Raw genomic sequence first — 13,600 nt, 5'->3', positions numbered from 1 at the left:
CCGTTGCGCCCGGGCTCGTCGTTTCCAATCCGCGAGCCCGTACCGGACCGGCGGGCCGAACCCCCGAACCGCTATCAGCGCCAGCCCCCACCGGCGGCGACCCATCCCTTAAGCGCAGAACGCCCCGGTTCCTGGCCAGTGGCCGGGAACCGGGGCGTCCGGTGAGCTGCGGTGCTTAGCGGCCGCGTGCTGCCTTGCGGTCGGGGCGCGCCTTGTACGGGTCGATGCCCTTGGGGATCGGCAGGCGGTTTCCGAGCGAGGAGATGCGCTTGGAGACGGTGCTGACCTCGGTCTTGGTGAGTTCGTTCTTCATCTTGCCCATCTTGCGTGCGACCTGGCTGATGGGGGTCTGGCCCTCGCCGCGGCCGCTTTCGATCACGTGGATGGTGACGTTCGGCAGGATGCGGGCAAGGCGCTTGCGTTCGCCGTCGATCAGCGGCTTGACGCGGTGGCTGGGGCCTTCGCTGACCAGCACGACGCCGGGCCGGCCGATGGCGCGGAAGACGGCGTCCTGGGTGCGGGGGTTGACGGCCACGGGCTGGTCTTCGGTGATCCAGCCGCGGCGGAGCGTTCCCAGCGCCGCGCCGGAGGCGCCGGGCTGGTTCTCGATCTGGGCGAAGGCGGCGCGCTCGGCGCGGCGGGACAACACCAGGGTGGCGGCGAGGACACCGAGCACGATGCCGATGATCAGGCCCGTGATCCAGTTCTCCAGCAGGAAACCGACCAGGAGGGCAACCGCAACGGTGCCGAGGAACGCCAGCAGGATCAGCCACGTCACCATCGGGTCGTGGCGCCGGGTCATCTGGAAGACGTCCTTGATCTGCTTCAGCCGGCTCGGCTTCTTGACCTTGGCTTCCTTGGTCTTACGGGAAAAAAGGCCACGCTTCGGCGCTTCGGCTGAAGAGGTGGACGTGCTGGAGTCGGAGGAATTCGCCATAATGCCTTAATTCTACGTGATGCACGGCTCAGGGCCGGACGCCGGATCTCTCCGGCGCCGGCCCTGGCTGGCAGTGCGGTGCGGGTGGTTCAGGAGTGTGCCGCGAGCAGCGAGCTGGCTTCCTGGCGGGTGCTTCCGGAGCTCTCGATGTGCGCGAGTTCGGCCGGAATTTCCCAGCCCTTCTTGCGCATCGCGGTGGCCCAGAGGCGGCCGGCGCGGTAGGAGGAGCGGACCAGCGGGCCGGACATGACGCCGAGGAAGCCGATCTCGTCCGCTTCCTGCTGCAGTTCCACGAACTCCTGCGGTTTGACCCAGCGGTCCACCGGGAGGTGGCGCTCGGACGGGCGCAGGTACTGGGTAATGGTGATCAGGTCGCAGCCGGCGTCGTGCAGGTCGCGGAGGGCCTCGGAGATTTCCTCGCGGGTTTCGCCCATGCCCAGGATCAAATTGGACTTGGTGACCATGCCCAGGTTGCGGCCCTGGGTGATGACGTCGAGGGAGCGCTCGTAGCGGAAGGCCGGGCGGATCCGCTTGAAGATCCGGGGCACGGTCTCGACATTGTGTGCGAAGACCTCGGGCTTGGAGTCGCAGATCGCCGCGATGTGCTCGGGTTTGCCGGAGAAGTCCGGGATCAGGAGCTCGACGCCGGTGCCGGGGTTCAGCTCGTGGATCTTGCGGACCGTCTCGGCATAGAGCCAGACACCCTCGTCGGCGAGGTCGTCGCGGGCCACGCCGGTGACGGTGGCGTAGCGCAGCTGCATTGACTGGACCGAGCGGGCCACCTTGGTGGGCTCGAACATGTCCACGGGGGAGGGCTTGCCGGTGTCGATCTGGCAGAAGTCACAGCGCCGGGTGCACTCGGAGCCGCCGATCAGGAAGGTGGCTTCCTTGTCTTCCCAGCACTCGAAGATGTTGGGGCAGCCGGCCTCTTCACAGACGGTGTGGAGGCCTTCCTTCTTCACGAGGTTCTTGAGCTGGACGAACTCCGGGCCCATCTGGACCTTGGCCTTGATCCATTCCGGCTTGCGTTCCACCGGGGTGGCCGCGTTGCGCTGCTCAATACGCAGCAGCTTGCGTCCTTCTGGTGCCAGGGTCACAGCAGGGCTCCTTCATGGGTAGCGACGAGGGCTTCTTCATTCTTGCGCAGTTCTTCGATGATCCGCGACACGAGCTCTGCCGGGGCGACGTCCCGGCCGGTTTCCTGCGCGATCGTCGTGACGCCGGCGTCGGTGATGCCGCAGGCGATGATCTGGCCGTACGGGGCCAGGTCGTTGTTGCAGTTGATGGCGAAGCCGTGCATGGTGACGCCCTCGTGGACGCGGATGCCGATCGCCGCGATCTTGCGCGCGGGGCCCTTCTCATCCGCGTCGATCCAGACGCCCGCGCGTCCCTCGATTCGGACGGCATCGATGCCGTAGTCGGCCAGCACGGCGATCATCACGGACTCCAGGCGCTCGACGTAATCGCGGATGCCGGCGGGGTTCTTCAGCTTGATGATCGGGTAGCCCACCAGTTGGCCCGGGCCGTGCCAGGTGAGCTTGCCGCCGCGGTCCACGGGCACCACCGGGGTGCCGTCAAAGGGACGTTCGTGGTCCTCGGTGCGTTTGCCTGCGGTGTACACGGCAGCGTGTTCAAGCAGCAGGACGGTGCTGGGCGCCGTGCCGGCGAGGACCTTCGCGTGGAGTTCGCGCTGGATCTCCCAGCCGCGGGTGTAGTCGATGAAGTCCGGGGCAAGACCCAGCTGTTGGAACTCAAGAGTCATGCAACCCAGCTTAGACCTCGCCCCGTGCCCCAACCGATTCTGTGGTCAAACTCTCACGCCTGTGGATAACTTCTGCGGCGTCGCGGAAAAGCGCGTATCCATGGGCTATGGACGAATCTGCGCGCACTATTCAGGGGGAGCCCGGGCGCCCCGACGTCGAGGGCTACCGGGTGGGACGGATGCTGGGCCGCGGCAGCTCCGCCGTCGTCTGGCTCGCCACGGAGCAGGCCTCCGGCGGGAGCGTGGCGCTCAAGTGTTTCGACCGTGGCCCGTCCGGGGCCGGCGGTGTGACGGAGCCTGGTCCCGAGACGGAGGAAGCCGTCCGCCGGGAGGTGCGCATCCTCTCGGTGGTGGAGCACGCCCACCTGGTGGGGGTGCGGGACGTGGTGCGCTTCCGGGCGGGCGACGACGGCGGGACCGGGCTGGCGCTGGTGCTCGACTACGCGTCGGGCGGCTCGCTCGCTGAGCTGATCGCGGCGGGGGGCAGCCTGGGGCCGGGGGAGACCGTCACCATCCTGACCCCGGTGGCGCAGGCGTTGAGCTACCTGCACGGCAGGGGCTTTACCCACGGGGACGTCTCACCCGGGAACGTGCTCTTCACGGCGCACGGGAAGCCGCTGCTCTCGGACCTGGGCGTCGGGCGGATGATCGCCGACGCCGCCGATGCGCACCCGGCCGGGACCGGCGGCTTCCAGGACCCCACCCCTGTGGATCCTTTCCGTGCCGGGCTGCAGCCTGAGGCGGATGTCTACTCCGTCGCGGCGCTCGGTTGGTATTGCCTCACCGGTGCCCCGCCACCGCCGGAGCCGCAGCGTGCCCCGCTGCCGTTGCTGGTGCCGGGCGTTCCGGCCGCCCTGACCGCTGCCCTGGAGTCGGGTCTGCGGCTGGACCGCCGGCTTCGCCCCTCCGCGGCCGACTTCGCGGCGGCTGTGTACCGGTCGGCGACGGCGGCCCCGGTGGACCTGACCGTCTCGGCCCATCCCACGGTTCTCCCGGAGCTCCTGACGCATCGTTCCGGCCCGGCCACGCCCCGGGAACGGCGGGCGGCCCGGCGTTCCGCCGTGGTCCTGGCACTGCTGCGCGGGACGGCCGCCGCGCGGGAACGGCTCGGGCGGCGTGGTCCGGCGGATGGGGCGCGGCCCAGACCAGGAGCCGGTGATGACCCGGCGCGGCTCCGGATGGGAGCCCGTGAGGACCCGGCGCCGCGCCGGACAGGGGTTTCCGGGGAGCTGACGCGGCGGGCGGAGGTGCGGCCACGGCGGGGCCCGGCTGTCCCCGCGGAGAAGACAACGTGGCAGGCGGGGCGGACCCGGCACCGGGCCGTGAGACGGCGGGGCGCACTTCGCCGGGCGGTCCTCATGGCTCTCGTGGCGGTGGCCGCCGCGGCGGGACTGGTGTTCCTGCCGGCACTGGGCGACCCGGAGGCAACGCTGCGGCAGGCGGTACAGGCGACGGCTCCCGCGGCTGCCACCGCAGACGCAGCACCCGACGGGAACCGGGATGGCATCCCGGCCGACCTGGTCCCCCTGCTCTCCGCCGCCCGGCCCGAGGAGGCGGTGCAGGGCCTGGCCAGGCTGCGCGGCATGGCACTGCGGACGGGAAACCATGCCCTGCTGGCGCGGGTCACTGAGCCGGCGTCACCCGCCGCGGCGGCCGACGCCGACGTTGCCGCCCGGCTCGCGGCGGACGGGCACGTCCTCGACGGGTTCGAGCAGCGGCTGCTGGAGGTGCGGTCGAGGCCCCTTGGCAGCACGTGGACGGGCGGGGCGGGTGCCGTCCCGGACGATGGCGCCCTGGTTCAGCTGGCGGTCACGGTCGCGACTCCGGCCTATCGGGAGCTGGGCCAGGACGGTGCGCTCGTGGCGGAGGCGGCAGCAGCCGGAGACCAGCGGCTGATCCTGGTGCTGGCTGCCGTGGACGGGAGGTGGCGGATCCGGGAGATCCTGCCTGCCGTTTAAGCACGCCCGCCGCCGGCTCGAGTTGCATGGCCGGTGAGGCCTGTCCTATCCCGCTGCCGAGCTACTGCCCCGCGGCCACCCAGGCGGCCGCCTCGCGCACGGTGGGATGCTGCCATTCGAATCCGGCGGCTGCCAGCGCGGCCGGCTCCATGCGCTGGCTCGCCAGCAACAGTTCGTTCGCCAGCCGGCCCAGCGCCAGCCGCAACACCGGCGCCGGTGCCGGCAGCAGGGCGGGACGGTGCAGGGCATCGGCCAGCGACCGGATCAACCCCGACACGTCGGAGGCCTCGGGGGCGCAGAGGTTGACCGGGCCCTCCAGCGGGGCGGTCAGCAGGAACTCGAAGGCCCCGGCGACGTCGGGCAGCGTGACCCAGGGCCAGTACTGCCGGCCGTTGCCCAGCGGGCCGCCCAGGCCGGCGCGCAGCAACGGGAGGAGCTTGCCCAGGGCGCCGCCCTTGCGGCTGAGCACCACGCCGGTGCGCGGCGTGACCACCCGCACCCCGGCCGGCGCCTGGTGGGCGGCGGCCTCCCACTCGGTGCAGATGTCGGCGAGGACGCCGTGGCCGGCGGGGGAGTCCTCGCGCAGGACGGCTGATCCGGCGTCGCCGTAGAAGCCGGAGGCGGACTGGCTCAGGAAGACCGGCGGCGGAGTGGCGGAGCGCCGCATCGCGGCCACCAGCGTGGTGGTGGGCTCCAGCCGGGAGGACTTCAGCTCGGCGACCCGGCGGCTGGACCACGGGCGGTCGCCGATGCCGGCGCCGGAGAGATTGATGACGGCGTCCACGCCGCGGAGTGCGGAGTCCTCCAGCCGGCCGCTGGAGGGGTCCCACTCGATTTCAGCGGCCGTCGCGGCGGGCCGCCGGACCAGGCTGACGACGTCGTGGCCGCTGGTGCGCAGCCGGGTGGTGAGGGCAGTTCCGATCAGCCCGGAGGCGCCGGCGACAAGGATTCTCATGGTTCATCTCACCATGCCCGGCTCGGCAGGGAAACCTCCCCGGGGTGCGGCGCGCCGTTGACTATGATCGAACGATGACCTCTTCGAGTTACCTCCGTTTCCCGCACCTGCACGGCGATCTGGTCACATTCGTGGCCGAGGACGACGTCTGGGTGGCCCCGCTCGAGGGCGGCCGCGCCTGGCGTGTTTCCTCGCTGCAGTTGCCGGCCCGCAACCCGCGGTTCAGCCCCGACGGCCGGCGCCTGGTGTGGACAGTGGTGCAGGGAACGGCGCCCGAGGTGGTGACGGCCGACGTCGACGGCGGCGGCTACCGCCAGCTGAGCTACTTCGGCCACAGTTCCACCCGGGTCAAGGGCTTCACGCCCGAGGGCAACGTCGTCGTCACCAGCGCCTTCCGCCAGGGCGACAGCCGACTCACCCACGCCTACAGCCTGCCCCTGGAAGGCGGCTCCGCCGAGGAACTCCCGTACGGTCCGGTCGAGTCCCTGGCCTACGGCACCGTTGTCGGCGACGAGCGTCCCCTCGTGCTCGCCAGCGTGCTGTCCCGCGAACCGGCCTGGTGGAAGCGCTACCGCGGCGGCACCGCCGGCAAGCTCTGGATCGACGCCGACGGTAACGGCGAATTTGAACGCCTGGTCCCGGACCTCGACGGCAACCTCACCGACCCGCTCTGGGTCGGCGGCCGCATCGCGTTCCTCTCCGACCACGAGGGCTACGGCAACCTCTACTCGGTGCTCCCGGACGGTTCGGACCTGCGCCGCCACACCGACCACGAGGACTTCTACGTCCGGCACGCCGCCACCGACGGCGAGCGGGTCATCTTCGAGTCCGCCGGCGAGCTCTGGCTCCTCAGCAGCCTCGACGCCGACGCCGTCAAGCTGAACATCACCCTCGGCTCCGCCGCGCAGGGCCGCCGCTCCACGCCGCTGAAGGTCGCCCGCCACCTCGGCGAGGTCATCCCGGACCGCACCGGCGACTCCAGCGCCGTCGAATCCCACGGCACTCTGCACTGGCTGCGGCACAAGGACGGCCCCTCCCGCATCCTCGAGGCCACCCCGGGGGTCCGTGCACGCCTGCCCCGCCCCTTCGGCGAGGGAAAAATCGCGTACATCGCGGACCACGACGGCGTCGAGGCGCTCTACCTGCGCCCGATCGCCGCGCCGCTGTCTGGAGGCAGAGCAGGAAGCAGCGCCGTCGGCCGTGGAGGGACGGCAGCGCCCACGGCGGCCGCCGTACCCGCCACCCCGAACCACTCCGACGAGGACGCCTCCCCGGCGCTGCCCCGCCCCGTCTCGGCCGCCGCGCTCACCCGTGCCGGGTCCGACGCCGCGGGCCGCGACGCTGCAGAACAGGTCCAGGCGGCAGCCCCGCAGGCCGACGACGCCAACGCCGCCACCGCGGACGCGGCCGGCGGCACCGCCGGGGCCGAAACCGCCGCCGAGGCCCGGACGGGTTCGTCCGCCGGCACCACCCGGATCGATTTCCCCCGCCCCAGCCGCCCCAGCGCCCTGGAAGCAAGCCCGGACGGCAACTGGCTGGCCGTCGGAACCTCCTTCGGCGACATCTACCTCGCGGATACCCGCACCGGCGAGCTGACCCTGCTCACCAGCATCGGAGAAGGCACCATCGAGGGCTTCACCTGGTCCCCGGACTCCGCCTGGCTGGGCTGGGCCGAACCGGTCACCTCCTTCGGCGCCCGCACCCGGCTGCGCCTCGCGCCGGTGCCGGGCTCCGCCGAAAAGAACGGTGCAGGTAAAGACAGCGCCCAGGCGATCATCGATGTCACCGACGGCCGTTTCCGGGACGACTCCCCGGTCTTCACCCCCGACGGCAAGTACCTGGCCTTCCTCTCCAACCGCAGCTTCGACCCGGTCTACGACGGGCACTCCTTCGACCTGTCCTTCCCCAGCCCGATCAAGCCGTACCTGGTGGCCCTCGCCGCGGAGACGCCGTCCCCGTTCGGCCCCAGCGTCGCCCTGGCCGAGGCCGTGGCCGCCGGCGGCGCCACGGACGCCTCGGGCACGACAGGCCGCCCGGATGCCAAGGACTCCGACGCTGACAGTGCGGACACCGTCCCCGCGGTCACCGTCGACCCCGAGGGCCTGGCGCACCGCGTCATCAGCGTCCCCGTGCCGCAGGGCAACTACTCCCACCTCAGCGCCTCTACCGGTGCCCTGCTTTGGCTGGACCACGAACTGGCCGGCGTGACCGGCGACGGCCGGGCCAGCCTCGAGGACAAGAACGCGGCCCCCAGCCTGGTCCGCTTCGACCTGGCCAAGCGCCGCTGCACCACCATCGTCGAGGCCCTCGACAGCTACCGGCTCACCGGCGACGGCGAGAAGCTGGTCCTGATCCAGGACAAGCAGGTCCGCGTCAGCCCGGCCCGTTCCAAGGCCGACGAGGAGTCCGGCCAGCTGGTCAAGGTGGACCTGAACCGGATCCGAGTGCGCCTGGACCCGGTCAGCGTCTGGGGCCAGGCCTTCGACGAGTCCTGGCGGCTGCAGCGCGACTTCTTCTGGACCGAGGACATGGCCGGCCAGGACTGGGACTCCGTCCACGCCCGGTACCGCCCGATCGTGGACCGCCTCGGCTCCCACGACGACCTCGTGGACCTGCTCTGGGAGATGAACGGCGAGCTTGGCACCTCCCACGCCTACGTCCGGCCCGCGCTGGTCACCGAGAACGGCAGCAATGGACAGGGCCGGCTCGGCGCCGACTTCACCGCCACCGCCGAGGGCTGGGAGATCACCCGGATCCTTGCCGGGGAGTCCTCCGACCCGCTGGCCACCTCGCCACTGACCCGGCCCGGCGTCGACGCCCGCCAGGGTGACGTCCTGCTGGCCATCGACGGGATCGAACTCAGCCCTGAACTCTCGCCCTCGATGCAGCTGGCCGGCGCCGCCGGACGCGCCGTCGAACTGACGCTGCGCAACGGCCCCCGCCACGGCGAACGCGCCGGGGAGCAGCGCCGCGTCGCCGTCGTCCCCGTGAAGGATGAGGAGCGGCTGCGCTACCAGGAATGGGTCGCCGGCAACCGGCGCACGGTCCGCGAGGCATCGCAGGGGACCTTCGGCTACCTGCACATCCCGGACATGATGGCCAACGGCTGGGCGCAGCTGCACCGTGACCTGGACACCGAGACCGCCCTGGACGGCCTGATCGTGGACGTCCGGCGCAACCGTGGCGGCCACACCTCCCAGCTCGTGGCGGAGCTGATCGGCCGCAAGGTCACCGGCTGGAGCATGCCCCGCGGGGAACGCCCCCGGACCTACCCGCACCACGCACCGCGCGGGCCGGTGATCATCCTTGCCGACGAGTTCGCCGGGTCCGACGGCGACATCATCACCCAGGTCTCCAAGCTCCGCGGCATCGGCCCGGTCATCGGCACACGGACCTGGGGCGGCGTCGTCGGTATCGACAACCGATTCTCGCTGGCCGACGGCACCGGCGTCACCCAGCCGCGGTACGCCAACTGGTTCGCCGGGGGAGTCGGCTGGGGCGTCGAGAACTACGGCGTGGACCCGGACATCGAGGTGACGTTCCCGCCGCACGCGTACGCCGCCGGCAGCGACCCGCAGCTCGAATACGGCATCGGCGCGCTCAAGGAAATGATCCAGGAGCTGCCCACAGACCGGCCGCCGCTGCGTGAGGGCTACCGGAACGTCCGGCCGGCCCCGCTGCCGCCCCGCCGGCAGGGCTAGCGCGCGCGGGACGGACCCCGCAGAGGCCAGCCGCCCGCGAGCACGGAAAAGGCCCCCGCCCCGGGAATCCGGAGGGCGGGGGCCTTTGTGTCGGCGTTGCCGGCTACGCGGCCAGGGTGGCGTCGAGGGTGATGGTGATCCCGGTCAGCGCGGCGGAGACGGGGCAGCCGGTCTTGGCTTCCTCGGCGATGCGCTGGAAGTCCTCCTGGGAGAGACCCGGGACCTTGGCGTTCAGGGTGAGGTGGCTGCCGGTGATGCCGGTGCCCGGCTCGAACGTGACATCGGCCTTGGTGTTGACCTCGTCCGGGGTGTGGCCGGCCTGCGCGAGGGCGTGGCTGAAGGCCATCGAGAAGCAGGCGGAGTGCGCGGCGGCGATCAGTTCCTCGGGGCTGGTCTTGCCTTCGGCGGACTCGGCGCGGGCCTTCCAGGTGACATCGAAGGTGCCGAGCCCGGAGCTGTCCAGGCTGGTGTTCCCTGCCCCGGTCATCAGGTCGCCGTTCCATACAGTGTGTGCGGTGCGTGTCGTTGCCATATCCACTCCTCAGCGTCGTTGATCCAGGAGTCCGGCGTCCGGACCCTGCCGCTCTCCATCCTAGGGTTAACGACGGCGGCGGCCGATGAAGGCCAGGACCGCGACCACGAGCGCCACGACGAACTTGATGCCCAGCTTGGCGTAGTTGACGTCCATGTCCAGGGCCGGGATCAGGCCCATCATGGCGATGCCGGTGATCAGCTGCAGCACGGCGCCGTCGAACTGGCGCGGGTGGACGGTGGGCTTCTTCATCTGGCCGATCCAGATGCCGACGATCATGGTGGCGCCGATGATGTGGAGGAAGACCAGGATGTCGAACAAAATTTTCATGGCTTCAGTCTAACCAGAGAATTCTACGGTCCGTAGTAAGACGGCGACGGCGGCGCGGTCCGCCGGTAGTTTCCCACCGTGGTCCGCACCGCCGTCGCCGTTTGCGCTGTGTGGCCCCCGGAACCGGGGACCGCCTGCCGCTAGAGGCCCAGGTCGGCCTCGAAGGCGCCTTCCTCGAGGCGTGCCTTCAGCGTCTGCAGGAAGCGTCCCGCATCCGCGCCGTCCACCAGGCGGTGGTCGTAGGTCAGCGAGAGGTACATCATCGAGCGGATCGCGATGGAGTCATCGCCGTTCTCGTCCGAGACCACCACGGCGCGCTTGACGATCGCACCGGTGCCCAGGATGGCGACCTGAGGCTGGTTGATGATCGGGGTGTCGAAGAGGGCGCCCACGGAACCGATGTTGGTGATGCTGAAGGTTCCACCGGAGAGCTCATCCGGGCCGATCTTGCCGTTGCGGGTGCGGTCGGCGACGTCGGCGATCTTGCCGGAGAGACCGGCGAGGTTCAGGTTGCCGGCGTCGGAGATGACCGGAACCAGCAGGCCCTTGTCGGTGTCCACCGCGATCGCCAGGTGCTCGGCGTTGTGATAGGTGATCTCCTGCTTGTCCTCGTCGTAGGACGCGTTCAGCTTCGGGTGCTGCTTCAGGGCCTCGGCGACGGCCTTGGCGATGAAGGGCAGGAAGGTCAGCTTGGAGCCGTTCTGCGCCTGGAACGAGTTCTTGGCGCGGGCACGCAGCTTGGCGACCTTGGTCATGTCGACCTCGTGCACCTGGGTCAGCTGGGTGGAGACGTCCAGGGATTCGCGCATGCGGCGGGCGATGACCTGGCGGATGCGCGGGGCCTTCTGGACGGTGCCGCGCAGCGAGGAAGCCTCGGCGGTGGGGGCCGCGGACGGGGCCTTCGCGGCAGTCGGGGCGGCGGCGGCCGGGGCGGCCTTCGCCTCGGCGGCGGCCAGGACGTCCTGCTTGCGGATGCGGCCGCCGACGCCGGTGCCGGTCAGCGAGGAGATCTCGACGCCGTGCTGGTTGGCCAGCTTGCGGACCAGGGGAGTGACGTAGCCGGACTCGCTCGAGGAGGCTGCGGGCGCCTCCTGCTTGGCGGGGGCGGCGGGAGCCGGGGCGGCGGCCGGGGCGGGAGCCTTCGGGGCCTCCTGCTTCGGTGCTTCCTGCTTCGGTGCCTCCTGCTTCGGGGCCTCGGGTGCCGGAGCGGCGGCAGGGGCAGCGGCGCCGGAGCCGATGACGGCCAGGACGGAGCCGACCTCGGCGGTCTCGTCCTCCGCGACGCGGATTTCCTGCAGGGTGCCGGCAACGGGGGAGGGGATCTCTGTGTCGACCTTGTCGGTGGAGACCTCGAGCAGCGGCTCGTCGACCTCGACCGAGTCGCCGACGCTCTTGAGCCAGCGGGTGACGGTGCCTTCGGTGACGCTCTCGCCCAAGGCCGGGAGGGTGACCTCGTGGCCTTCGCCGGCGGGAGCGGCGGCCGGGGCCTCGGCAGCGGCCGGGGTTTCGTCCTCGGGGGCCGGAGCCTCGGTACCGGACGGGGTCTCGGCGGGGGCTTCCTCGGCCGGGGCGGCTTCCGCGGGAGCGGCCGGGGCGGCGTCAGCGGAGCCGGAGCCGTCGCCGATGCGCACCAGCGGGGCGCCGACCTCGGCGGTCTCGTCTTCGGCCACGAGGATTTCCTCGATCACGCCGGCGATCGGAGAGGGGATCTCGGTGTCTACTTTGTCGGTGGAGACTTCGAGCAGGGGCTCGTCCACCTCTACCCGGTCACCTACCTGCTTGAGCCAGCGGGTGACGGTTCCTTCGGTGACGCTCTCACCGAGGGCGGGCAAGTTAACGGATTCAGACATGTCGTCCCCGTTCTCCTTATTGATCTTTAGTGCGGATGATTGCTGCCTGGTTCGAGCTTAGTGCACCCGGATTTTCGGGCCGGGTGCACTAAGCGCGGTGGTGTTGCGGTGCTGCGGAGGGGGCTGTTAGCCGTGCAGCGGCTTGCCGGCGAGGGCCAGGTGGGCCTCGCCCAGGGCCTCGTTCTGGGTCGGGTGGGCGTGCACCAGCTGGGCCACGTCCTCCGGGTAGGCTTCCCAGTTCACGATCAGCTGCGCCTCGCCGATCTGCTCGCCCATGCGGGAGCCGATCATGTGGACGCCGACGACGGGGCCGTCCTTCTGGCGGACCAGCTTGACCAGGCCGGAGGTGCCCAGGATGGAGCTCTTGCCGTTGCCGGCCAGGTTGTATTCCTGGGTCTCGATCTGGTCATCGCCGAACTTGGCCTTGGCAGCCTTCTCGGTGTAGCCGACGGTCGCGATCTCCGGCTCGGAGTAGGTGACCTTGGGGATGTTGACGTCTTCGACGACAACCGGCTTGAGGCCGGCGATTTCCTCGGCGACGAAGATGCCCTGCTGGTAACCGCGGTGGGCCAGCTGGACTCCGGGGACGATGTCGCCGACGGCGTAGATGTTGCCGACGCCGGTGTGCAGGCGCTCGTTGGTGATCACAAAGCCGCGGTCGATGGTCAGGCCTGCCTCTTCGTAGCCGAGGTTGGCGGTGACCGGGCCGCGGCCGACGGCCACGAGCATGAGGTCGGCTTCGAAGGTCTTGCCGTCCACCAGGGTGACCTTGACGCCGTCGTTGTTCTGCTCGACGCCCTGGAAAAAGGTGCCGGTGGAGAACTTGATGCCGCGCTTCTTGAAGGCGCGCTCGAAGTTCTTGACGATCGTGGCGTCCTCGTTCGGGACGAGGGAGGGCAGGCCCTCGATGATGGTGACGTCGACGCCGAAGGACTTCCAGACCGAGGCGAACTCGACGCCGATGACGCCGCCGCCGAGGATGATGGCGCTCTTCGGGATGAAGTCCATGGTCAGCGCCTCGTCCGAGGTGATGACCTTGCCGCCGATCTCGAGGCCCGGCAGGGTGCGGGAGTAGGAGCCGGTGGCCAGGACGATGTTCTTGCCCTTGTACGCGGTGCCGTTGACCACGACGGTGTCGGTGCCCTGGAGCTTGCCCTCGCCCTCGATGACCGTGATGGCCTTCTTGGACTTGATCAGACCCTGGAGGCCCTTGTACTTGCCGGCGATGATGCCGTCCTTGTACGAGTTGACCGTGGAGATGTCGATGCTGTCCAGGCTCACGTTGACGCCGTACTTGGCGGAGTCACGGGCGTGGTCGGCCAGTTCGGCGGAGTGCAGCAGGGCCTTGGTGGGGATGCAGCCGTTGTGCAGGCAGGTGCCGCCGAGCTTGCCCTTTTCGATGAGGCCGACGGTGAGGCCGAGCTGGACGGCGCGGAGGGCGGTGGCGTAGCCGCCGCTGCCGCCGCCGAGTACCAGGATGTCGAATTCTTGCGCAGTTGCCTGATCGGCCACTAAAACGCTCCCTCGCGTGAACGATGACGCGAGAGTACGCATCATCTGGTCTTGGAATCTGTC

At 70.3% G+C, this 13,600-nt stretch carries 9 protein-coding genes and 1 pseudogene; 2 read left to right on the top strand and 8 right to left on the bottom strand.

Translation table 11 applies throughout. The features are described 5' to 3' along the window. Positions 1–175: 175 nt before the first annotated feature. The 3 genes from QWJ39_RS12480 to lipB all read right to left on the bottom strand — a co-directional run bounded on the left by QWJ39_RS12480 (position 176) and on the right by lipB (position 2,699). Positions 176–937, bottom strand: a complete 762-nt coding sequence (locus QWJ39_RS12480) for a DUF4191 domain-containing protein (protein ID WP_290258156.1) — start codon at positions 935–937, stop codon at positions 176–178. 89 nt (positions 938–1,026) lie between these two features. Next, positions 1,027–2,034 (bottom strand): lipoyl synthase, encoded by a 1,008-nt coding sequence (gene lipA / locus QWJ39_RS12475; protein ID WP_290258155.1) that lies wholly within the window; start codon positions 2,032–2,034, stop codon positions 1,027–1,029. Next, complete coding sequence (gene lipB, locus QWJ39_RS12470) at positions 2,031–2,699, bottom strand: lipoyl(octanoyl) transferase LipB (RefSeq protein ID WP_290258154.1); 669 nt, start codon at positions 2,697–2,699, stop codon at positions 2,031–2,033. The genes lipA and lipB overlap by 4 nt, the downstream gene beginning before the upstream one ends. A gap of 107 nt (positions 2,700–2,806) precedes the next feature. On the opposite strand from lipB, the gene QWJ39_RS12465 reads away from it, so the two are divergent. After that, complete coding sequence (locus QWJ39_RS12465; RefSeq protein ID WP_290258153.1) at positions 2,807–4,657, top strand: serine/threonine-protein kinase; 1,851 nt, start codon at positions 2,807–2,809, stop codon at positions 4,655–4,657. Between the two features lie 61 nt (positions 4,658–4,718). Here QWJ39_RS12465 and QWJ39_RS12460 read toward each other — a convergent pair whose 3' ends face one another. Next, positions 4,719–5,612, bottom strand: coding sequence for a TIGR01777 family oxidoreductase (locus QWJ39_RS12460; protein WP_290258152.1), 894 nt, complete (start codon positions 5,610–5,612; stop codon positions 4,719–4,721). Positions 5,613–5,686: 74 nt separating this feature from the next. Here QWJ39_RS12460 and QWJ39_RS12455 point away from each other — a divergent pair, with 74 nt between their 5' ends. Then, entirely contained in the window at positions 5,687–9,313 is a 3,627-nt protein-coding gene (locus QWJ39_RS12455) for a S41 family peptidase (protein WP_290258151.1), read from the top strand. Between the two features lie 103 nt (positions 9,314–9,416). Here QWJ39_RS12455 and QWJ39_RS12450 read toward each other — a convergent pair whose 3' ends face one another. From QWJ39_RS12450 to lpdA, 4 genes and pseudogenes are all read right to left on the bottom strand, one after another. Then, positions 9,417–9,845 (bottom strand): OsmC family protein, encoded by a 429-nt coding sequence (locus QWJ39_RS12450; RefSeq protein ID WP_290258150.1) that lies wholly within the window; start codon positions 9,843–9,845, stop codon positions 9,417–9,419. 72 nt (positions 9,846–9,917) lie between these two features. Then, positions 9,918–10,175: pseudogene (locus QWJ39_RS12445) on the bottom strand (hypothetical protein); the annotation flags it as partial. Between the two features lie 140 nt (positions 10,176–10,315). Then, positions 10,316–12,025 carry a 2-oxoglutarate dehydrogenase, E2 component, dihydrolipoamide succinyltransferase gene (sucB, locus tag QWJ39_RS12440; protein WP_290258148.1) on the bottom strand — a complete coding sequence of 570 codons (1,710 nt, stop codon included), beginning with the start codon at positions 12,023–12,025 and terminating at the stop codon, positions 10,316–10,318. Between the two features lie 126 nt (positions 12,026–12,151). Then, positions 12,152–13,537: a dihydrolipoyl dehydrogenase gene (gene lpdA / locus QWJ39_RS12435; RefSeq protein ID WP_290258147.1), complete on the bottom strand. Its 1,386-nt coding sequence runs from the start codon at positions 13,535–13,537 to the stop codon at positions 12,152–12,154. Positions 13,538–13,600: the final 63 nt, after the last annotated feature.

Source organism: Arthrobacter sp. YD4, assembly GCF_030410515.1.
In the GTDB taxonomy this organism is placed as follows: Bacteria; Actinomycetota; Actinomycetes; order Actinomycetales; family Micrococcaceae; genus Arthrobacter.
Note: the sequence above shows the minus strand (reverse complement) of the source record. Positions and strands in the feature narration are given on the sequence as shown.

Excerpts from the sequence above, each read along its gene's own strand:
- QWJ39_RS12480 (WP_290258156.1), bottom strand. The coding sequence starts at position 937 with ATGGCGAATTCCTCCGACTCCAGCACGTCCACCTCTTCAGCCGAAGCG.
- lipB (WP_290258154.1), bottom strand. The coding sequence starts at position 2,699 with ATGACTCTTGAGTTCCAACAGCTGGGTCTTGCCCCGGACTTCATCGAC.
- QWJ39_RS12465 (WP_290258153.1), top strand. The coding sequence starts at position 2,807 with ATGGACGAATCTGCGCGCACTATTCAGGGGGAGCCCGGGCGCCCCGAC.
- QWJ39_RS12460 (WP_290258152.1), bottom strand. The coding sequence starts at position 5,612 with ATGAGAATCCTTGTCGCCGGCGCCTCCGGGCTGATCGGAACTGCCCTC.
- QWJ39_RS12455 (WP_290258151.1), top strand. The coding sequence starts at position 5,687 with ATGACCTCTTCGAGTTACCTCCGTTTCCCGCACCTGCACGGCGATCTG.
- QWJ39_RS12450 (WP_290258150.1), bottom strand. The coding sequence starts at position 9,845 with ATGGCAACGACACGCACCGCACACACTGTATGGAACGGCGACCTGATG.
- sucB (WP_290258148.1), bottom strand. The coding sequence starts at position 12,025 with ATGTCTGAATCCGTTAACTTGCCCGCCCTCGGTGAGAGCGTCACCGAA.